Origin of the sequence: Sphingobium psychrophilum (assembly GCF_012927105.1) — a bacterium.
In the GTDB taxonomy this organism is placed as follows: Bacteria; Pseudomonadota; Alphaproteobacteria; order Sphingomonadales; family Sphingomonadaceae; genus Sphingobium; species Sphingobium psychrophilum.
On record NZ_JABBFV010000021.1, the window covers coordinates 29,445 to 48,754 of the forward strand.

Sequence of the window (19,310 nt, forward strand, 5' to 3'; positions counted from 1 at the left end):
TGTTAGCTTTCTGCCCGCGCCCGCGCGAACAACCGCTCGAAATCACCCGGATCGATCGCGCCCATCACCAGCATGCGTCCGGCAAGAAAGCCCGGGGTGCCGGCCAAGCCGATCGAATAGGCCTCTTGGCCGTTCGCACGCAGGCGCGCCGCGACAGCCTGTGCATGCGAAGCAAGCCACGTCGTTGCGCTCAGCCAGTCACCGCCAGCGCCGATTACGACGTCCCGCAGCATGTCGTCGTCAATCGTACGGTTGTCGGCCATCAGCTGGCGATGGACGACCGGGTAGATGCCCTGTTCGGCACAGCTGAGCGCAACGCTCGCGGCACGTTCAGACGGTGGACCGAAGATCGGCCAATCCTTGTAGATGACCCTAACTTTGCCATCGCGTCGCACGGCCTCTTCCAACGCGGGGAAGGCGTGACGGCAGGCCGGGCAACGATAATCGGTGAAGACGGCAAGCCGCAGCGTCGCATCGGCAGGACCGTGTTCAGGCGAACTGCCGCCTGCCAGGATCAGGTCGGCGGTTGGACCAACGTCACGCCCAATCGGGGCGGTGCGTCGCAGTACCTGTCCGACCGCCCAGCCCCCCACGACTACAGCGCCGAGCCCGACTGCCTGCCTCCGATTGAGTGGCCCCGGCACGCTCAACGCCCTGCGGGCTTGCTGCGCGCCGTTGCGACGAGGCGGCGCAGTGTTGGTAGATCGACCGCGCCGGCCACGACCTGCGAGCCGACGATCAGCGCCGGGGTCCCGTTAAATCCGATCGCCTCGGCAATGCCATTGGTGCGCGTCAGCAGCGCATCGATCTCCGCGCCACGCGTCTTCAGGTCACGTTGCAGACGCGGCCAATCCACCTTGGCTTTCACAGCAGCTGCCCTGATAGCGGCGCTGTCGAGCCGCGCCGGTGAGGCAAGCAGCGCTCCATGGAAGGCGGCATGCCTGCCTTGCCACTGGCTCGCGACGGCCGCCCGGGACGCCTCGCGGGAGGCGGGTCCGAATATCGGCCAATCCCGATACACGATCCGCACCTTCGGGTCGGAGCGAAGCAGCGCGTTCAGCACCGGCTCCATGCGACGGCAATAGGGGCAGTTGTAGTCGAAGAACTCGACAACGGTGACGTCATAGGCTGTGCCGGCCCGCTTGGGGGCTACGGGATCGTCGATGACTGCCTTGCGCGACAAATCAGGCTGCTGCTGCCCGACCGCAGGTGTCATCGGCACGGCAAAAGCAAGCGCGGCTAGAATGCCGGGAAAGAGAAGGTTGCGGCGGTTCATCGATGTTTCCTTGCCTTATCAATTCCATCGGCGAGCGCGGCGCGCGACAACTCTCCGAGCTGGAGCTGCACGATCGTGCCATCCGCGGCGACGAAGGCGGTTGCGGGATAGCCGGCGACCTCGAAGGCTCGGGAAAGCCTACGGTCGGGATCAAGCGCGACGTTGCCAGCACCGATGCCTTCGCGGGTAAGGAACCGGGTAACGGTCGCCGGCGCCTCACCCTGATCGGCGAGCAGAATCGGCACCTCTCCACGGCGCGACGCAGCAGCATCGAGCATTGGCAGCTCGCGCCGGCATGGGCCGCACCATGTCGCCCACAGATTGACCACGAAGGGACGACCCCGGAATCGATCAAGCGGGAGCGGAGCGCCGGATGGCGTCGTTAAGGCGAGATGATAGGGAAAGGGGCCGTAGGTCACGGGCGGGATCAGCGCCTGAAGCGTGAACCAGAGGCCGCCAGCTACGGCAAGCGCTGCCCAGCCTATCGCCAGAGCGCGCGTTCGGCCGAGCCGGAACGCCAGCGTTACCGCAGCGCCGGCGAGGCCGGCGACGGCCGAGAAGCCTCCCTGCCATATAGCTAGGATGGAGAGTGGAGCATCGGCGTAGCTCGCCCAATGCGTCGCGACATAGCCGATCCGGGCCGTCACCAGCCCGACGACAATAGCACTGGTCGCGACCATCGACACTCGCGGGAAGCGGAACCGTCCCGCCAGCGCCGTCAAACCGAGGAACACGGCGACGCACAGAACCGCCAATCCGCGATCGACCGCCATCATCAGCGGCCCGATGGCAATTGCGCTGCCCATCACAGAAACGCGCCTGCGCTCTTCCAGAGCATATAGGCTGCGACCACGAAGATCAGCGTTGCGAAGACCGTGGTGAGTGTACTGCCCGTGCCCAGACGCTTAGCGATCCGCGTGCCGATCAACCCGCCGATAACCCCACCGCCGATGAAGGCGAAGGCGAGCGGCCAATCCACAAGCCCGGAGAACGCGTAGTTGGCAGCGGTCGTCAGCCCGAACGCGGTGACGGCGATCAGCGACGTGCCGACGGCGTTGAGGATCGGCATGCCCGTCGATCCGATCAGTCCGGGAACGATCAGGAAGCCACCACCGATGCCGAAGAAGCCCGAAAACAGTCCGGTGCCGAGGCCATAACCCAGCACCTTGGGCGCCTTCTCCCGGTTGCATTCTGCACCGGGATTACCAACGTCACCCCGCCCGCGCAGCATTACAACGCCGACGACGATCATGACGAGCGCGAACAGAAAGAGGAGCTTGCCGCCATCGACGGCCTTGCCCGCGGTGGATCCGAGCAGCGCACCGATGACGCCGGCAGTCGCATACATGCCGCCGCACCGCCATTTGACGGTATGTGCCTTGGCATGACCGATCAGACCGGTCGCGGCATTGGCCGCCACGGCAAACGCGCTCGTACCGATGGCGAGGTGCGCGTCGGGAACGCGCACCAGATACACCATGAGCGGCACGGCGAGGATCGAGCCACCGCCACCAACGAGCCCGAGGGTGAAACCGACCAGGCTGCCGGACAAGGCGCCAAGCAGATACTGGATTGGTTCGAGGATCATGCCGCCTTGCCGATCTCGTGTGGAGCGGCCATCCACTCGCGGCCTTTCAGCATGCCCTGCCAGTAGATCGGGGGCAGCATGCGCTCCTTCAGGAACCAGGCGGCGCGCGTCGGACGCGTTCCGTCCAGCAGCCAGGATGGGAAGCTGGGCAGCAGCTTTCCGCCATAGCCGAACTCGGCGAGGACGATCTTACCGCGTTCGACCGTGAGCGGGCATGAGCCGTAACCATTATAGTCGGCAACGGGGGGTCTGCCGTCGAGCGCGGCCAGCGCGTTGACCGCGACCACGGGCGCCTGGACGCGAGCAGCAGCGGCGGTCTTGGCATTGCTGGTGCCAGCGGCATCGCCAAGGCCAAAGATGTTTTCAAATCGCTTGTGCCGCAGCGTAGTCTCGTCGACCTCGACGAAGCCGCTCGCAGCCGCGAGCGGGCTATTGGCAACGACGGCATGCGACACTTGGGGCGGAACGACGTGGAGCATGTCAAACGGGCGTTCGATCCGCTCGGAGACGCCGTCCTGCTTGCGCTCGAACGTGGCGACACGACGATCGGCGTCGACTGCGACCAGGTTGGACTCAAGCCTGAGATCGATGCCGTACTTCTCGACATATTCCATCAGCGCCGGGACGTAGGTCGGGACCCCGAACAGGGCTGCGCCGGCATTATGGAACTCGACGTCGATAGCCGGGAGAACGCCGCTATCGCGCCAGATGTCGCAGGAGAGATACATTGCTTTCTGCGGTGCGCCGGCGCACTTGATCGGCATGGGTGGCTGCGAGAACAGCGCCCGCCCCTGCCGCAATTCCTTGACGAGCTGGTAGGTGTAGGGTGCCAGATCGTAGCGATAGTTGGAGGTGACGCCGTTGCGGCCGAGAGCCTCAGGCAGCCCTTCGATCTTCTCCCACGCCAGGCGCAGCCCGGGCGCGACGACCAGAACGCGATAGGTCAATGTGTCACCGTATTCGAGCTCGACCGTGTTACGGTCGGGGTCGATGGCAACGGCGGGCAACCGTACCCACTTAACGCCCTTTGGCATTATGTCGGATTCGGCCTTGCGCGTCTGTTCGGGAGTGAAGACGCCGGCCCCCACCATCGTCCAGCCGGGCTGGTAATAATGGTCGGTCGCCGGATCGACGACCGCGATCGTCACTTTGGCGTTGCGCTTCAGAATGCTGGAAGCGGTCGCGATGCCGGCGGCACCGCCCCCGATGATGACGATGTCGTAGGTCATTGATCAGCCCTTTCGGAACGGCGCTTCAGCGCAGGCGTGAGATCGGCAAGGTCGTACCCGGCTGCCTTTGCTTGGTCGACGATCGTCGCCGGGTCGGCGCGATCGGCCTCGGCCAACGCCCACAAGGTCGCCGCGCGCGTCCCGCTACGGCAGAAGCCGAGCGTCGGCTGTGGCAGCGTGGCTAGCGCCTCCTTCATGCGATCCGCATCGGCGTCAGTCGCCTTGCCCGGTACGATAGGGACATGGGCAAACGCGAGACCGTGGTCGCCTGCCATTCGGGCCATTTCTTCCGCGCTTGGCTGGCCCGCCTCCTCGCCGTCCGGGCGGCTTGAGATGATCGAGCGATATCCTGCCTTCGCGGCAGCGGCGAGGTCGTCTTGCGTCAGCTGGGGGGCGGCAGAGAAGGACGAGGTGATCTGCTTGAAAGCCATGTGATGTCTCCTGTCTGATCAGGCCGAACGGCGGGAAGTGAATGCAAAGCGGTGGACGGCAACGCCGAGGGCCATTGCAGCGATGAAGACCAGTGCCGGCAGAGGCTGGATCGCCAGTGCGGCAATGGCGGGACCTGGGCACAATCCGACGATGCCCCAGCCTATGCCGAACAAGGCCGCACCGCCGATGAGGCGCCGGTCGATCGGCGAGGTGGCGGGCGTGTGGAATTGTTCGGCCGCGATCGGGGTCGAGCGACGCCGCACGACGAACCAGGCTATCGCCATCGGCAGGATCGCGCCTGCCATGACGAACGCCAAGGTCGGGTCCCACGCGCCGGTGACATCGAGGAACGCGCGCACCCGCGCCGGATCGATCATTCCGGAGATGGCAAGGCCGGCGCCGAACAGCGTCCCGCTAGCGAGTGAAATGAGGTTCTGGCGCATCACAGTATCACCCCGGACAGACGCATGATCGTGACCGTGACGACGCCGGTCGCCATGAACGTGACGGTCGCGGCGATGGACCGGGGCGACAGGCGGGACAGGCCGCATACGCCGTGACCACTGGTGCACCCGGACCCAAGCCGCGTTCCGATACCGACGACTAGACCGGCGACGGCGATCAGCGAAAGCGATGCCGGAAAGCTGGCTTTCACGCCCAAACTGGCCGCAGCAATACCCGCGCCCAAGGGCAGACCCGCGGTAAAGAGCAGCGCGAGGGCCCATGGTGGGCCTCCAGCGGAAAGACCAAAAACCCTCGCGAACATGCCACTGACTCCGGCGATGCGGCCGTTGCCGAGCAGCATGATCGCCGCGGCGACACCGATCATCAGCCCGCCGATGAAGCCTTCGAGCGGCATGGCATGGGGAAAGCCTGGCATCACAGCGCATCCAGCGGAATTTTGAGGTAGCGGGTGCCGTTGGCTTCCGGCTCCGGCAGATGACCACCGCGCATGTTCACCTGGATCGAGGGCAGGATGAGCTTCGGCATCGACAAGGTGGCGTCGCGACTGGTCCGCATCGCGACGAAGTCGTCTTCGCTGACCCCTTCGTGGACATGGACGTTGCCGACACGCTGCGCGCCTACAGTCGTTTCCCAGACATATTCGTCGCGGCCCACCGCCTTGTAGTCGTGGCAGAGGAACAGGCGCGTCTCGTCCGGCAGCTGCATGAGCCGGCGGATCGAGCGGAATAGCTGGCGTGCGTCGCCACCAGGGAAGTCTGCCCGCGCGGTGCCGTAATCGGGCATGAAGAGCGTATCGCCGGTGAAGACCGCGTCACCGATGGCATAGGCCATGTCCGCCGGCGTATGGCCGGGCACGTGCAGCGCAATGGCGTCGATGTTGCCGATGGCAAAGCGGTCGCCGTCCTCAAACAGCCGGTCGAACTCCGAGCCATCGCGCTCGAAGTCGGTGCCAGCGTTGAAGATTTTGCCAAATACGTTCTGGACCCGGATGATCTCACGACCGATCGCGAGCTGCCCGCCAAGCGCCTGCTGAAGATAAGGTGCCGCAGACAGGTGATCGGCATGAGCATGGGTTTCCAGCAGCCAATCGACCGTCAGTCCCTGATCCCGCACGTAAGCGATCACTGCGTCCGCCGACGCGGTTTTGGTCCGGCCAGCCGCGGCGTCAAAATCGAGGACGCTGTCGACGATCGCAGCCTTTTTCGTCGCCACGTCCCAAACGACGTAGGTCGCTGTGTTGGTAGGCTCATCAAAGAAGGACTGAACGACCGGCGCTCCGGCCGCTTTTGCGCGTCTGATCTGGGCATTGGCTTCGCTCAAAACCGGGTCCATGACCATCTCCATTTAGACAACCTCACGGTTTATGTAGTTGTGTAAACGTATTGCGTCAACGGGGTGTTCGTGCCATTTGGGAGGAATGGAAATGATGGATGCGAACATGCCGCGCTCGCTGCGCATCGGGGATGCAGCCCCGAACTTCACCGCCCGCACCACTCAGGGCGAGATTGCGCTCGATCAGTATCGTGGGCGCTGGATTGTGTTTTTCTCGCACCCTGCCGACTTCACGCCGGTTTGCACGAGCGAGTTTGTGGCCTTGGCTAAAGCGGCTCCTCAATTCGAGGAGCTGGATTGCGTATTGTTGGGGCTGTCGGTCGACAGCCTCTACTCTCATGTCGCCTGGCTTCGCGCGATCCACGACGTTTTTGATGTCGAGGTGCCGTTTCCGGTGATCGAGGATCCGTCGATGGCGGTTGGGTATGCCTACGGCATGCTCGACGAGCAGGCTGGCGATGCCTCAACGGTACGTGCAACCTACTTCATTGATCCCGGAGGCATTATCCGCGCACTCAGCTGGTATCCGATGAATGTCGGGCGCTCGGTCGACGAGATGCTTCGCACGGTCAGGGCGTTGCAGCGTTCGGCCGATGGCGAGGCCTATACGCCCGCTGACTGGCAGCCGGGCGACGACGTGCTCCTGCCTCCCGCTTTGCCGGGGAACGCAGGCGCCGACTGGTTTCACCAGACGAAGGCTGACCGGTGATGGCGATCTACCAGTCCCGCGCGCTTGCCGACGTTGCAGTCGAGAAGCTGCGCGTGTTCGCGCAGCCGCAGCGCCTTATGATCCTGTCCTATCTGCTGGGTGGCGAACGGCAGGTGGCGGACATCGAGGCGGCCACGGGCGTGACCCAACCAGCGCTCAGTCAGCAGCTTGCCGAGCTGCGGCGCGCCGATCTGGTGAAGACCAGGCGTGAGGCGAAGCAGGTTCACTACCGTCTTGCCGACGATGCAGCCGCACTGTGTGTGCGAACCCTGGAGGCGATGTTCGGAGCCGACGATCTGTCGGCTCCCCAAACGGCCCCGGCCCCCCGCCCAGTGCGACCGCGCGAGACGCCGTCCGTGGTTCGACCGCAAAACATCGGTGCGGCCGTTTTTGCGAGAGTTGGCTGATCATTTCGGCTGAAGAAGGAAAAAGCGGATGCGTATGCCAATCATTGCTCTTGCAGGATGCTTGTCACTCATGAGCAGCGTCAGTGCTTCAGCCGGCGTGCCTAGGCAGGCGGTGATACCGGGATATGGCGCGATCACACCCGTCGAAGGTGCTGCGGAACGGCCCGATCGCAAGTTGCGCTATCGCGTGCTGTTCAATGTGACCAAGGCCGCGGCAACGCCGGATAAAATCAATCCATCGCTGGAGAAGGTCGCCCGCTTTTTGAACCTGCTGGGCAACGATGGCGTTCGTCCAGAACAAGGCGATGTCGTCGTGATCGTCCACGGTCCGGCGACGCCCATCGTTACCGAAGATCGCGCCTATGCGACAAAGACGGGAGTAGCTGCGAACCCCAACCTTGCCTTAATTGAGGCGTTGAAAAAGGCGGGTGTATCCGTTCGGGTATGCAGCCAGGCTCTTATTGGAAACGGGATTGACCCCGCTACGGTAGGGAAAAGTGTCGAAACCGACGTGTCTGCGCTGACAACAATGGCGACGTTGCAGCTGCGTGGTTGGGTGCTGATCCCAGACTGATCGCCGACACCTTTCCTGTTTCATCATTCCAGTCCGTAACGCTGCTGGTGTCATAACCGGTCGGTTGTGACACCAGCAGACTACCATAGCTTTCGGCAAGTTTACGGTGCCACAATCCCGCATCAGAAAGCGTCCGCTTCCAGAAGCTCTGAATGCATCGGCTAAGCCGATAGTTGGCGAATTCTGCCGACCGTGCCGACGTTGGCTCCGCAAGGAAAACGAGCGGTTTTCTCGCGGTCTGACAATGCCGGTCCCGGCAATCCGAAAAGAGCAAGAAAACCCGTTGTGAAAACCAGCGCCATCTTGCACCATGCCGGTAGTCTTTTCTGGCGGGGTACGCATTGCTCATTGGCTATATCCGAGTGTCCAAGTCGGACGGCACGCAAACGCTGGAGCCGCAGCGCGACGCGCTGTTCGCGGCCGGCATTGATCCGTCGCGCATCTATGAGGATATGGCATCGGGTCGCCACGATGCGCGGCCTGGCCTGACCGCCTGCCTGAAGGCGCTTCAGCCGGGCAACACGCTCGTCATCTGGAAGCTGGACCGCCTCGGCCGCGATCTGCGCCATCTGGTGACGACGGCGGAGGATCTCCGGTCGCGCGGGATCGGGTTGAAGGTGCTGGCAGGTGCCGGCGCGCAGATCGACACGACGTCTGCCAATGGCCGTCTCGCTTTCGGCATCTTCGCGGCGTTCGCCGAGTTCGAGCGCGAGTTGATCGCCGAGCGTACCCATGCCGGCCTTGCTGCGGCGCGCGCGCGCGGTCGCATGGGCGGTCGGCCGCGCAAGATGAACCGGGCGACGCTGACGATGGCGATGGCGGCGATGTCCGATCGAGGTGTCGTCGCGGCTGATGTCGCTAAGCGGCTCGGGATCACGACCACGACCCTGTATGTCTATGTCAACGGCGACGGCACCCCCAAGGCGCCGGGGCAGGCGTTGCTCGATGCGGGTCCCACTCGGCAACCGCAAAGCCAGGCTGCATAATGAGCGCGGGCGTCACGGTCCCCATCGAGGCGATCGTGACGCTCCGACGTCGTTTGGCGGCATTGCCAGCAAGGCATCCCGAGCGGCAGCCGCTGATGACATCGACCGCCGAACTCTACGACATCAGCCGCGCTACGCTCTACCGGCTGTTGCGCGGCGAGCGAAGGCCGAAGGACGCACACCGTGCCGATCGTGGCCTGTCGCGCACCATGCCTGCCGGCGAGATCGAATGGTGGTGTGAGGTCGTTGCGGCGATGAAGAGCCGCACGACCAACCGTCAAGGCCGTCGTCTCTCGACGAAGCGTATCCTCGAAATCGTCACCGAACACGGTGTCGAGACCCCCGATCGCGGTCTGGTGAAGCTGCCGGCAGGTCGGTTGGCTGCCTCGACACTCAACCGGCACATGCGGCAACGGGGATACGACACCGAGCGGATGACGCGCGAGCCGGCTGCGGTGCGCTATCAGGCCGAACGCGCCAACATGCTCTGGCATTTCGACATGAGCCCGTCGGATCTCAAGCAGTTGAAGGCCCCGACCTGGATCGATCCCGATCGTAATGGCGCGCCTACGTTGATGCTGTTCTCGGTGGTCGATGACCGGTCGGGCGTCGTCTACCAGGAATATGCGCTCGTCTATGGGGAGGATGCCGAGGCGGCGCTGCGCTTCCTGTTCCGTGCGATGGCACCAAAGGAGGACAATCCGTTTGGAGGTATTCCGGAGAACATCCAGCTCGATGGCGGCCCGGTCGGCAAATCGAGCGTGTTCAAGCGGGTCATGGAATGTCTCGGGATTACCGTCACTCCGCACATGCCAGCAGGGTCGGACGGACGCCGCACGACCGCGCGCGCCAAGGGGAAAGTCGAGCGCCCGTTCCGCACTGTCAAGGAAGCGCACGAGACGCTGTACCACTTTCACGAACCCGCCAGCGAGGAGGAGGCCAATCGCTGGCTGGCGCGCTACATCGCCACCTACAACAGCGGCGACCATCGTCGCGAGCCGCATTCTCGGATCGACGACTGGCTCGGCCACCTGCCCGATGGCGGCATTTGCGCCATGTGCAGTTGGGAGCGCTATTGCGCATTCGCGCGCGAGCCAGAGCGCCGCAAGGTCGGCCTCGACTGCCGGCTGACCGTCGCCGGCGTTACCTATGAGGTCACGTCCGAAGTGGCCGGCGAAACGGTTGTCGTCTGGTGGGGGCTGTTCGACCAGGAGCTATGGGTCGAGCATGGCGATGACCGATACGGCCCGTTCGATCCGGTCGGAGGGCCGGTGCCGCTGCATCGCTATCGCAAGCACCGCAAGAGCCGGCGCGAGGTCCGCGCGGATCGCGTCGATGCGCTGGCGACGAAGATCGGAATCCCTCGCTCGGTCTTGACGGGCGAGGACGACATCGTGGTGATCGGTCGCAAGCCCACCGATGGGATCGCACCTGTGCCGGCCCGGCCATTCGCCGATCCAGATCCGTTCGCCGAACTCACCTTCGCCACGCCGCTCAAGGCACGCTTCGCCATATCCGAGGAACTGCGCCTGCCGCTTGGCGGCCTTTGCGAAGAGGACCGCGCCTTCATCGACGCGTTGCTCGCGCGCACGCTGTCCCGGCCCGAAGTGATGGATGAAATCCGCAGGCGATTCCCGCCCGGCCACAGACGGAGCGGCTGATGCAGACCGAGGTGATGCGCTATTACGGGCTGGCCCGGCCCCCGGTCGATCTCGGCTTCTTCGAGACCGAGCATCATGCCCAGCTTACCCATGATCTGAAGACCGCGATCACAGGTGGTCGCCTGATCGCGCTTACGGCCACCATCGGCTCGGGCAAGACCGTGCTGACGCGGCGACTGCGCGAAGAACTAGAGCGCGAGGGCCGTGTGATCGTCTCGCGCGCGCTCAGCCTGGAAAAGGCCAAGATATCGGTGCCGCTGCTGGTTGCAGCGCTGTTCTATGATCTTTCGTCTGAGAAGACCGTCTCGATCCCAAGCCAATCGGAACGGCGCGAACGCGATTTGCAGGAGCTGTTTCGCAAGGCCAAGCGACCGGTCGCGCTGTTCGTCGACGATGCCCACGACCTCCACCCAAAGACGCTGACCGCGCTCAAGCGCCTCGTTGAGCTTGTCACCGAGGGCGGCGGTCAACTGGCCGTGATCCTCGTCGGCCATCCGAAGCTGCGCAACGACCTGAAACGCCCGCTGATGGAGGAAATCGGCGACCGGACGACCGTGTTCGAGTTTGGCGGCCTGCGCGATCGGCAGCGCGACTATATCGACTGGGCGCTGCGCACCGCACTGTCGCCGGGGATAGAACCCGATGCCGTGCTGACCGAAGACGCCGCGATCCTGCTCGCCGCCAAGCTTAAGACACCGCTCCAGATCGGCCGCCATCTCGTGCGCGCGTTCGAAGCCGGGTTCGAGGCCAGCGTGAAACCGATCGATGCCGCTACCGTAGAGGGTGTGCTGTCACGCCAGATTGACGACCTCGAACCCCAGCTTACCCGCCACGGCTACGATACGAAGAGCCTGGCGGACCAGTTCGACGCCAAGCCGGCGGAGATACGGCAACTGCTCCGGGGCGGGCTTGATCCGGCTCGTGCGCGCGAGCTGACCGACGATATGCGCGCGGCAGGATTACCGCTTTGACCGCCGTGTCCGCGATCCCGCGCCGCTCGGTGAACATCTCGCGTCCGTCGCATCGAATGTGATTTGCGTCTCACCGAACGTGCGCCGGCTGATCGCCAGCGTCTCACATAATTCAAGCGCGAAAGCCCCCTCTATTGCAGTTCCGGGCGATCATCATTGCGAGCCGCTACAGCTACTGGCAAGCTCGCACCTATAAAGGTTCGGACCTGATCGATGCCCTTGTGCCGGTCCCATCGGGTTGTGTTCAAACCAACGAACGTTTCGTTCCACACGACTACACGTAAGGGCCCCCGCGGTAACGGCAACTGTGCCCGAAGCTGTTGACGAAGGCGCCAACCAACTCCCTCCGAATCCGACCGAAAACGCTGTTCGACCCGCGTACGGCCGCTGATCGACAACCCAGTCGCCCTGTCTTGTTTGAAGATGTAGGCGACCTGCTCCCATGCCCGATGCTCCTCATTGGCGACGGTGCGAGCGAACCGGGTGTGGACGTAAACATAGCCCGCCGTCGCGGACCACCCGCGCGGCAGCCTTAAGGTCAGGCTCGGTCGGATCAGTACCTGGCCTAGTCTAGATACTTCGTCCGTATAGCGACCGTGGAGTTCGAGCGTTGCATCCACGTTGTCGAACAGGGTGGTCGTTCCAGTCATCGAAGTCCAGATTTGCTCGTCATGTTCGGATGCGTGGGCAGGAATCGTGCCCACGACAATGGCGAGCGGTGCGGCGATGTATCGGAAAAGGGGCATGGGGTGCGTGCTCATGAGCGATCGAAGAAATCAACGCGGCCAGTGCCGAGCTCGTAGTAAGCCCCGACAATCATGAGCTTGCCCTCTACAAGTGGCTTCATCAATAGTGGATCGCTAGCTTCGCGCAGGTTACGCACCGTGCGTCGGACGTTCTGGCGTATCGCGGCCTCGGTGGCGTCGCCAGCAATGCCCCGCGCTTCAAGCACGGCGGGGATTATCGGCTCGACCATGGTGCCGATCGCACCAGGGAAACGCGCGTTCTTACTGACCACGTCCATCGCGGCCTTGACCGCACCACACGCTTCGTGCCCCATGACCACGATCAAGGGCACACCTAGAACTGCTACCGCGAACTCAATCGAACCCTTGGCGACTGTGTCGACGGTATTGCCAGCGTTGCGGACGATGAACAGTTCGCCCAAGCCGCGTCCAAACAACAACTCCGGCGGCACTCGGCTGTCCGAGCAGGAAACATAGGCAACGAACGGCGCCTGATAACGAGCGAGTTCCAGGCGGCGCTGCGGCGAGATGTCGGGATTGAGGATTTCACTGCGCAGAAACGCGGCGTTGCCGTCCTCGAGGAGCCGCAGCGCCCCATCAGGGTCGAGTGTTGTCTTGCCGTCCTTGGTCGGTGCGGGTGGGACAACGCGCGACTGGTGTCTCGATGCGACTTGCGCGCTCGCAGGTGCGACGGCGATCGTCGCTGTGGTCATCGCGCCGGTCACAAGAGTGCGGCGCGACAAATTAATGTCGAACATGGGTATCCTCTCCTTCTATTTAAAAGATTGCAGGTGAAATGGGATATTTAACCATTCAACAGAAGACCAAGACAGCCGCAATATCAAGTTATATCCTCTTCTTTAAAGCCACAGCCGGGCGCGGTCATCGGAAGCGGCGGCCAAATCGGCGGCAGCCAGTGCTGCGCACGCTTGAGCGTCCAGCAACCGCACGCGGGCGTCAGTCGCCGCTTCTTCATCTGAAGAACTTGGGTAACAAGACGCAACGTCAGATGTATACCGCCTATATTGCCGGCTTGATTGGCTCTAGCGATCACAAGAGCATTTAGCGCATGGCGGCCCGCACAGACGCGCATAGAGGCTGCGTCAGAACGCTGGCGTAACGGTGCACGATCGAAGTCCGATATGATCCCGAGGGATTGCGAGACCAACCTTGGAAGCCATCATGTGGAACCCGACCGCCCGCGCGCATCATATACGATCCGACAACGTCCTGGATGGGGAAGCAATGGCGAGATCTTCTACAGCCTGACCGAGGCGAAAGTGTTGATCGAAACGTGGCGGCGACATCAACGCCCGCTACGGCGTTGACCATGTATTCAGATTCTACACCCATAATTCCGATCAGCGCGCACCCTACCATGTCAATGTGATCTCGGCCGCGACACATGAGGCATCTTATATGCTTGATGGCCTGACCAGACATGGCACCGATCTCGTGATCTCCGAGCATTATACCGACACCGGCGGAACGACCGATCATGTCTTCGCTCTGTGCGCCATGCTGGGATTTCGTTTCTGCCCGCGTCTGAGGGGGTTCCCCGACAGACACCTCGCGCCGATTGCCCTGGCCACAGCCTATCCACTCCTTGGCCCGCTGTTGGGCAAACGCATCCGGACCGATATTATCCGTGAGCAATGGGGGGACGTGCTGCGGCTTGTCGGTTCGGTCAAGACCGGCCATGTCGCGCCTTCGGTCATGTTGCGAAAGCTCGCCGCCTATGAGCGGCAGAACCAACTCGAAGTGGCGCTACAAGAAATCGGCAAGATTGAGCGGCCCCTGTTCTTGCTGGACTGGCTTGAAATCCCGACCTGCGCCGGCGGTGCCACGCCGGTCTTGTAAATCGGCGAGCACGAGTTGCCGACACCCGCTTGAACCTATTATCGTTCTCCAAACGAGTTTGCTTCAGATGGCCGAAAATCAGGCTGTAGATTTCCGCTGAGAAGTGACCCGGTATTTCCATCGAGAATTGACCCGGGTGATGGTATGTCCCGCAGAGCGGGTTTTGGGTCAAGCTGGTGATTTTTCCTTTCGTGGTTTTGGTGATGCAGAGCTTGCCCTGAACCGGAAGCTGTCATTGCCAGTTTCGATGATGTGGCAATGATGGGTTAGTCGATCCAGCAGGGCGGTGGTCATTTTGGCATCGCTGAATACCTCGGCCCATTCGCTGAAGCTGAGGTTGGTGGTGATCACGACGCTGGTGCGTTCGTACAATTTGCTGAGCAGGTGGAACAGCAAAGCTCCGCCTGATGGGCTGAACGGCAGATAGCCCAATTCGTCGAGAATGATGAGATCGAGTTTGAGCAGACGTTCGGCAATCTGCCCCGCCTTGTTGGCTGCTTTTTCCTGTTCGAGCGCGTTGACCAGATCGACCGTGGCAAAGAAGCGCACTTTTCTGCGGTGAGGGTAGCGGGCGGGATCGAGCATTGTTCTTCAGCGCAATATGAGGCGGCATTGCCGCCGCGCTGTTTGCAGGACCGGGGCCTGTTCCTGCCCCCTGGCGCAAGGGCCTGGCCGTCTACGCCGCTGCGCGGCTCCGCTTGGTGATCGCGGGGGTTTCCCCGCCCTTCCTTCGCTGCGCTCTGTGCAGGCCGGGTGATCCCCCTCCCCCGCGATCAGCCCATATTTGCGCCATTCCCCGACCCAGTTCGCCACTTGGCAGAAGTCGATGGGGCCATCGCCTTCGGCTCCATTTTAAGAAGGGAAACAGCACAATGGCTAAGACTTCAAAGCCCACGATCCTGCACCTGTCAGTCGATCAACTTCACCGCAGCGAACAGAATGTTCGCAAGAAACCGGCCAGCGCCGCGAGCGATGCCGAAATCTCCGCTTCCTTGCTGTCGGTTGGTCTTATTCAACCCATGGTCGTGATCCCGCGCGAGGCCGGGGGATATGAGGTAATCGCCGGGGATCGCCGTCGCCGCCTTCTCACGGCATTGGCCGAGGCGGACCCGAACCGGAAGGCACTCACTTTCCCGTGTATGAAGGTCGATGACTTGAGCAAGGTCACGGAAATCAGCATGGCCGAGAACCGCGCGCGCGAAGCGATGGCCCTGCCCGATGTGTATATGGGTTTCGCCGCCATTCGGGCCGAGCGCCCCGAGGCCACCCTAGAAGAGTTGGGCGCGATGTTCGGCTACGATGTGGCCCGCACCGCGCGCATCATGCGGATTGCGAACCTTCACCCCGAGATCATGGACCTCTACAGCGCGGGCGAGATCGATGACGCCCAGGCACAGGCATACGCGGCGACGGAGGATCGTTCGCTACAGATCGCGGTTTATCGCCAGTTGGAAAAGGAGGCGACCCGCCCGCACGAGAAGAATGCGAGTGCCATCCGCAAGGCAATGAACTCCGGCAATCACGAACTGACCAAGCTAATGTGCTATGTCGGCGTCGAGGCTTACCGCGCAGCAGGGGGCGAATTTGAGGCCGATTTGTTCGCGCAGGATGGCGCTGGCATCGTCCAAAGCCCCGATGTGTTGCACCAGCTAGTCGAGCAGCGCATGACCGAGGATAAGGATCGGTTCGAGCATAATATCTCCCGCAATGGCCGTGTGCTTGGCGAGAAGTGGGGGCTTGCCGACCTACAGTTTTCGTGGGCGGCGACACCTCCGCAGATCAAGCAATACGGCTATCTTTCGACCGACCATGAGCTTCGCATTCGCAATCCGAAGCGGGGCGACCTCCCCAAAGACCTCGCGAAAATCTATGCGTCGATGGAAACGCGCCTCGCTGCAATGATCGGGGAGGATGACGAGCCGCTGGCCGATCAGGAAGACGCCTACGAGAAGCTGGCGAGCGAAATTGCCGAGCTGGACGCGCAGCGCACTATCATCCTGCCCAAGAAGGGCGCGGTCATTGCCGTCGCGTCCATCGAGAACGATGGCAGTTTTGACGTAGAGCTGTGGTTTGCAGATCGCGCGGCGAAGGGTGCGGAACTGCCCAAGGGCGCGACCGAGCAGCGCGAAGCCAAGCCAGCGCCGACACCGGAAGAGGCCGAGCGCGCGCGTTTCGGGCTATCGAAGGACAACATGCAGGTCATGATGTTGATCCGCCGCGATATGATCCGGGCCGAGCTAATGCAGTCCGCTTCCGCCGGTTCGTCGCTCGCGCTCGACTTCATGCTGTTTACGCAGGCCCGCACGATCCTGACCGCGACGCACGACGAGGACGGCACCACCAAGATTCACGATCTAGTCGGGAGCCGCCCCGAGCGCGCCGCGTGGCGCACCACTAAGGAGGGCTTGGCGTCGGGCGAATGGATGACGGCCCGCGATCCGATTGAGGGTTTTGCGCTGTTTCGCAATCTGCCCGCTACGGACAAGAACAAGGTGGCGGCAATGATCGCCGGTCATATGCTCATGGCGACCACTTCGGTTTATTCCGATGGTCGCACCCCGCGCATGGTCCGTGAGCTTGCCAACTGCATCGAGGCCGAGGCCGGTTTCGGACGCTGGCGCGATACCGTCGAGTTGGACGAGGCGTTTTTCAACACCTTCTCCAACAAGGCCCGGCTTGCTCTTCTCGAAACGTGGGGTCTGGCAGATCGCGCCAAGGGCATGAAGGGCAACGAAACCGCCGCCTTCTGTGCCCGCATCGCGAATTGCGACGAAGAGGACGCCAAGTTGCTTGGCCTTCATCCCGACTATGTTGCCGAGGCGGTGAACTGGCTTCCCGACTTCATGGAGAGCGCCACCGTTGAACCTCTCCCCGCCAAGGTGGAACCGGAGGCCGATGAAGCCGACGAGCTGGGGGACGAGGATCAGGACGACGATCACGACCAGATCGACGAGGCCGCTTGATCCAGAGTGGGGGGCTTCGGTCCCCCGCCCATTCCTACGCAGAAAGAGGGACCACCATGGCCCGCCATTGCATCCGTGAACCCCGTTATATCCCGCCTGTCCACGTCATTGGCGAACAGCCTGACTTGTTCGGAGGCCCTACGATCAGCCACGCGACCGAGCGGAAACCCGTAGGGGCGAAGGCGCTTCGCGCTATCACGAAATGGGCCATCACCCCTTGGCTTGGCGACGTGGGCCGTAAAACCGTTCTCGATCAAGCACCGGCCCCCCTCCCCGTCTATCTCGTCGCTTGCGTTGCCGCAAAGCTGGATCACGCCGCCGAGGCGCGCGAGCTTTATATCTCCCCGTGGTTTCGCAAGGCCCGCGCCTATGCCGAGCACACCGGATCGCCCTGGCTGATCCTTTCGGCAAAGCATGGTCTGATCGACCCCGGCACGGTTATCGAACCCTATGACGCGACCCTTGGGGCGATGGACGCTCCCGCTCGCTGCCTTTGGGGCGCTCGCGTGCTGGACGAGCTGGCCCGGGTTGTGGACGTGGTCGCCCCCCTGATCGTTCTTGCTGGCCGTAGCTATCGCGATCCGTTGTGGCCGAGCATCGCAGCGCGCGCGACTGCGCCGATGGAAGGCTTGGGGATAGGTCAGCAGTTGGCTTGGTTATCGCGCGCCACCGCAAATATATGAGTTTCCGAGCAACCGAGGACGAAGGCGAAATCTCCAAGGTTGTTCGTCGTGCTGGCCGGTGGAGCATCCCGCTCCACCGGCCCCCTTCGCTGGATCGACGCCGTTCTTTATTCGTTCAAGACTTGATGATATAGGAAAGGCATGACGATGAGCGGCGGAACTGGTCCCCTGTGGACCCAAGATCAGGCGATTGCCTACGAGGCCGCGCTTGAGGCCATCAATGACGTGATCGCCGGGTACAGCGAGCAGATCGCGCTTGAGCAGGAGCGGCCTGCACCCAACACGGCGCGCATCGAATGGCTTGAAATGCGGACGGATCAGGCGACCGCAATCATGCACTCGCTCAACGTGACCGACACTGAAAATGTCCGGCAAGTTCTTTCTGAATATAGCGCCATCGTTCGCGCGCGTGACGCCGCCGAGGCCGTCCCCATCGCTGCCTAAGAAGTAGCATGGACCGCGACCCCGAACGACATAGCCTGTCATCCGACGCCCTACAAAAAATCTATGAAACCCGCGTATCTCCCCGCCTTTTTAGGGGCGCGGAGAGCGTCGAGCAGCCGACCGCGATTGTTCTAGGCGGGCAACCCGGCTCTGGCAAAACTCCCATGCAGAACCATGCTACCCGCGAGTTTGCGGGCAGCGGCGGAATGGTGAAGATCATCGGTGACGATCTTCGCGCTTTTTTGCCTCACTATAAGAGCTTGCAGCGCGCCGACGACAAAACTGCGGCCTTCTATACCGACCGCGATTCTGGTCGATTGGTCGAGAAGGCCATTACCGAGGCCGCACAGCGGCGCGTTAATGTTCTGGTGGAAGGCACGATGCGCACCCCCGAAACGGTAGCGGCAACCTTGCAGCAATTCAGGGATGCCGGGTTTCGTACCGATGCGCGCGCCCTTGCCGTCAGCCCTGAAATGTCGAGCCTTGGCGTGTTGCAGCGGTATGCGGCGCAGAAGGAGAGCCGGGGTATTGGGCGGATGACCACGACGGAGGCCCACCAGAACGCATTGAGCGGGATGCTCGCCACGCTGGACCGGATTCAAGACGGACGGCTTGCCGACATGCTCACGATCTACAGGCGCGGCGGTGAAGTAATTCATAGCTTCGACCTGACCGGCCCGGCGCGCGTAGGCGAGCCTCGCGCCCGCGAATTGGTGGAGCGTGAGCGCAGCCGGCCCCTGTCGCCACAAGAGGCCCAGTATAAGCAGCGTGAGATTGAGAGGCTGACCCCGATCCTGCAAAAGCATGGCGTCATCCCTGCCCGAGATCCGCAGCGCAATGCCGACCTGGTGCAGAGTACAGACAAGCTACCTTCCCCACTCCGTCGCGACGATGATCGCGAACGGTAGAGTTTGCGAACCTCCAAATGGGGCAGGCGTTGGTTTGTAAAGTCCTTGGACGGAGCGGGCTTTGACCCTACCTATA

Annotated in this window: 22 protein-coding genes and 2 pseudogenes; 12 read left to right on the forward strand and 12 right to left on the reverse strand. The window is 62.6% G+C overall.

Features of this window, described 5'->3' with window-relative positions:
- Positions 1 to 2: 2 nt before the first annotated feature.
- Genes HHL08_RS20485 through HHL08_RS20525 form a run of 9 tightly spaced genes read right to left on the reverse strand, consistent with a single transcriptional unit; the run spans position 3 to position 6,322 of the window.
- Positions 3 to 593, reverse strand: a complete 591-nt coding sequence (locus HHL08_RS20485) for a DsbA family protein (protein ID WP_234415796.1) — start codon at positions 591 to 593, stop codon at positions 3 to 5.
- Positions 594 to 646: 53 nt separating this feature from the next.
- Positions 647 to 1,276 (reverse strand): DsbA family protein, encoded by a 630-nt coding sequence (locus HHL08_RS20490; RefSeq protein WP_048939562.1) that lies wholly within the window; start codon positions 1,274 to 1,276, stop codon positions 647 to 649.
- The gene (locus HHL08_RS20495; RefSeq protein ID WP_235955195.1) at positions 1,273 to 2,052 is read right to left on the reverse strand and encodes a TlpA disulfide reductase family protein; all 780 of its coding nucleotides are present in this window, start codon (positions 2,050 to 2,052) and stop codon (positions 1,273 to 1,275) included. The genes HHL08_RS20490 and HHL08_RS20495 overlap by 4 nt, the downstream gene beginning before the upstream one ends.
- Before the next feature lie 29 nt (positions 2,053 to 2,081).
- Positions 2,082 to 2,864 carry a sulfite exporter TauE/SafE family protein gene (locus HHL08_RS20500; protein WP_206378010.1) on the reverse strand — a complete coding sequence of 261 codons (783 nt, stop codon included), beginning with the start codon at positions 2,862 to 2,864 and terminating at the stop codon, positions 2,082 to 2,084.
- Positions 2,861 to 4,093 (reverse strand): NAD(P)/FAD-dependent oxidoreductase, encoded by a 1,233-nt coding sequence (locus HHL08_RS20505; RefSeq protein ID WP_070156781.1) that lies wholly within the window; start codon positions 4,091 to 4,093, stop codon positions 2,861 to 2,863. The genes HHL08_RS20500 and HHL08_RS20505 overlap by 4 nt, the downstream gene beginning before the upstream one ends.
- The gene (locus HHL08_RS20510; RefSeq protein WP_046406874.1) at positions 4,090 to 4,524 is read right to left on the reverse strand and encodes a TIGR01244 family sulfur transferase; all 435 of its coding nucleotides are present in this window, start codon (positions 4,522 to 4,524) and stop codon (positions 4,090 to 4,092) included. Before HHL08_RS20510 ends, HHL08_RS20505 begins: the two co-directional genes overlap by 4 nt.
- An 18-nt stretch (positions 4,525 to 4,542) precedes the next feature.
- A complete protein-coding gene (locus tag HHL08_RS20515; protein ID WP_008830449.1) occupies positions 4,543 to 4,968 on the reverse strand; it encodes a DUF6691 family protein in 426 nt (141 codons plus the stop codon).
- A complete protein-coding gene (locus HHL08_RS20520; RefSeq protein ID WP_199909733.1) occupies positions 4,968 to 5,405 on the reverse strand; it encodes a YeeE/YedE family protein in 438 nt (145 codons plus the stop codon). Before HHL08_RS20520 ends, HHL08_RS20515 begins: the two co-directional genes overlap by 1 nt.
- Positions 5,405 to 6,322, reverse strand: coding sequence for an MBL fold metallo-hydrolase (locus tag HHL08_RS20525; protein WP_169574854.1), 918 nt, complete (start codon positions 6,320 to 6,322; stop codon positions 5,405 to 5,407). Before HHL08_RS20525 ends, HHL08_RS20520 begins: the two co-directional genes overlap by 1 nt.
- A gap of 85 nt (positions 6,323 to 6,407) precedes the next feature.
- Here HHL08_RS20525 and HHL08_RS20530 point away from each other — a divergent pair, with 85 nt between their 5' ends.
- The 6 genes from HHL08_RS20530 to HHL08_RS20555 all read left to right on the forward strand — a co-directional run bounded on the left by HHL08_RS20530 (position 6,408) and on the right by HHL08_RS20555 (position 11,630).
- A complete protein-coding gene (locus HHL08_RS20530; protein WP_048939566.1) occupies positions 6,408 to 7,031 on the forward strand; it encodes a peroxiredoxin in 624 nt (207 codons plus the stop codon).
- Positions 7,031 to 7,438 (forward strand): ArsR/SmtB family transcription factor, encoded by a 408-nt coding sequence (locus HHL08_RS20535; RefSeq protein WP_008830445.1) that lies wholly within the window; start codon positions 7,031 to 7,033, stop codon positions 7,436 to 7,438. Before HHL08_RS20530 ends, HHL08_RS20535 begins: the two co-directional genes overlap by 1 nt.
- Before the next feature lie 70 nt (positions 7,439 to 7,508).
- A complete protein-coding gene (locus tag HHL08_RS20540) occupies positions 7,509 to 8,012 on the forward strand; it encodes a DsrE family protein (RefSeq protein WP_048939567.1) in 504 nt (167 codons plus the stop codon).
- Between the two features lie 341 nt (positions 8,013 to 8,353).
- Positions 8,354 to 8,998, forward strand: a complete 645-nt coding sequence (locus tag HHL08_RS20545) for a recombinase family protein (protein WP_037519505.1) — start codon at positions 8,354 to 8,356, stop codon at positions 8,996 to 8,998.
- Positions 8,998 to 10,659 (forward strand): integrase, encoded by a 1,662-nt coding sequence (locus HHL08_RS20550; protein WP_048939568.1) that lies wholly within the window; start codon positions 8,998 to 9,000, stop codon positions 10,657 to 10,659. Before HHL08_RS20545 ends, HHL08_RS20550 begins: the two co-directional genes overlap by 1 nt.
- Positions 10,659 to 11,630, forward strand: a complete 972-nt coding sequence (locus HHL08_RS20555) for an ExeA family protein (protein WP_008830441.1) — start codon at positions 10,659 to 10,661, stop codon at positions 11,628 to 11,630. Before HHL08_RS20550 ends, HHL08_RS20555 begins: the two co-directional genes overlap by 1 nt.
- Positions 11,631 to 11,761: 131 nt before the next feature.
- Here the strand turns inward: HHL08_RS20555 and HHL08_RS20560 are convergent, their stop codons facing one another.
- Complete coding sequence (locus HHL08_RS20560) at positions 11,762 to 12,391, reverse strand: DUF2490 domain-containing protein (protein ID WP_169574855.1); 630 nt, start codon at positions 12,389 to 12,391, stop codon at positions 11,762 to 11,764.
- On the reverse strand, positions 12,388 to 13,134 hold the full coding sequence (locus tag HHL08_RS20565) for a carbonic anhydrase (protein ID WP_119749380.1): 747 nt from the start codon (positions 13,132 to 13,134) through the stop codon (positions 12,388 to 12,390). The genes HHL08_RS20560 and HHL08_RS20565 overlap by 4 nt, the downstream gene beginning before the upstream one ends.
- Positions 13,135 to 13,172: 38 nt before the next feature.
- Between HHL08_RS20565 and HHL08_RS20570 the strand changes: the two genes are divergently transcribed.
- Together HHL08_RS20570 and HHL08_RS20575 are read left to right on the forward strand one after the other, a co-directional pair.
- A complete protein-coding gene (locus HHL08_RS20570; protein WP_119749378.1) occupies positions 13,173 to 13,442 on the forward strand; it encodes a hypothetical protein in 270 nt (89 codons plus the stop codon).
- 224 nt (positions 13,443 to 13,666) lie between these two features.
- Positions 13,667 to 14,232, forward strand: a pseudogene (locus HHL08_RS20575) (Tn3 family transposase); the annotation flags it as partial.
- Between the two features lie 172 nt (positions 14,233 to 14,404).
- Here the strand turns inward: HHL08_RS20575 and HHL08_RS20580 are convergent.
- Positions 14,405 to 14,797: pseudogene (locus HHL08_RS20580) on the reverse strand (ATP-binding protein); the annotation flags it as partial.
- A 311-nt stretch (positions 14,798 to 15,108) separates the two neighbouring features.
- Here HHL08_RS20580 and HHL08_RS20585 point away from each other — a divergent pair.
- The 4 genes from HHL08_RS20585 to HHL08_RS20600 all read left to right on the forward strand — a co-directional run bounded on the left by HHL08_RS20585 (position 15,109) and on the right by HHL08_RS20600 (position 19,234).
- Positions 15,109 to 17,199: a ParB/RepB/Spo0J family partition protein gene (locus HHL08_RS20585; RefSeq protein WP_169574856.1), complete on the forward strand. Its 2,091-nt coding sequence runs from the start codon at positions 15,109 to 15,111 to the stop codon at positions 17,197 to 17,199.
- Positions 17,200 to 17,255: 56 nt separating this feature from the next.
- The gene (locus HHL08_RS20590; RefSeq protein ID WP_206378012.1) at positions 17,256 to 17,882 is read left to right on the forward strand and encodes a DUF6884 domain-containing protein; all 627 of its coding nucleotides are present in this window, start codon (positions 17,256 to 17,258) and stop codon (positions 17,880 to 17,882) included.
- A gap of 147 nt (positions 17,883 to 18,029) precedes the next feature.
- Entirely contained in the window at positions 18,030 to 18,326 is a 297-nt protein-coding gene (locus HHL08_RS20595) for a hypothetical protein (RefSeq protein WP_206378017.1), read from the forward strand.
- Between the two features lie 8 nt (positions 18,327 to 18,334).
- Positions 18,335 to 19,234 carry a zeta toxin family protein gene (locus HHL08_RS20600; RefSeq protein WP_169574857.1) on the forward strand — a complete coding sequence of 300 codons (900 nt, stop codon included), beginning with the start codon at positions 18,335 to 18,337 and terminating at the stop codon, positions 19,232 to 19,234.
- Positions 19,235 to 19,310 lie beyond the last annotated feature (76 nt).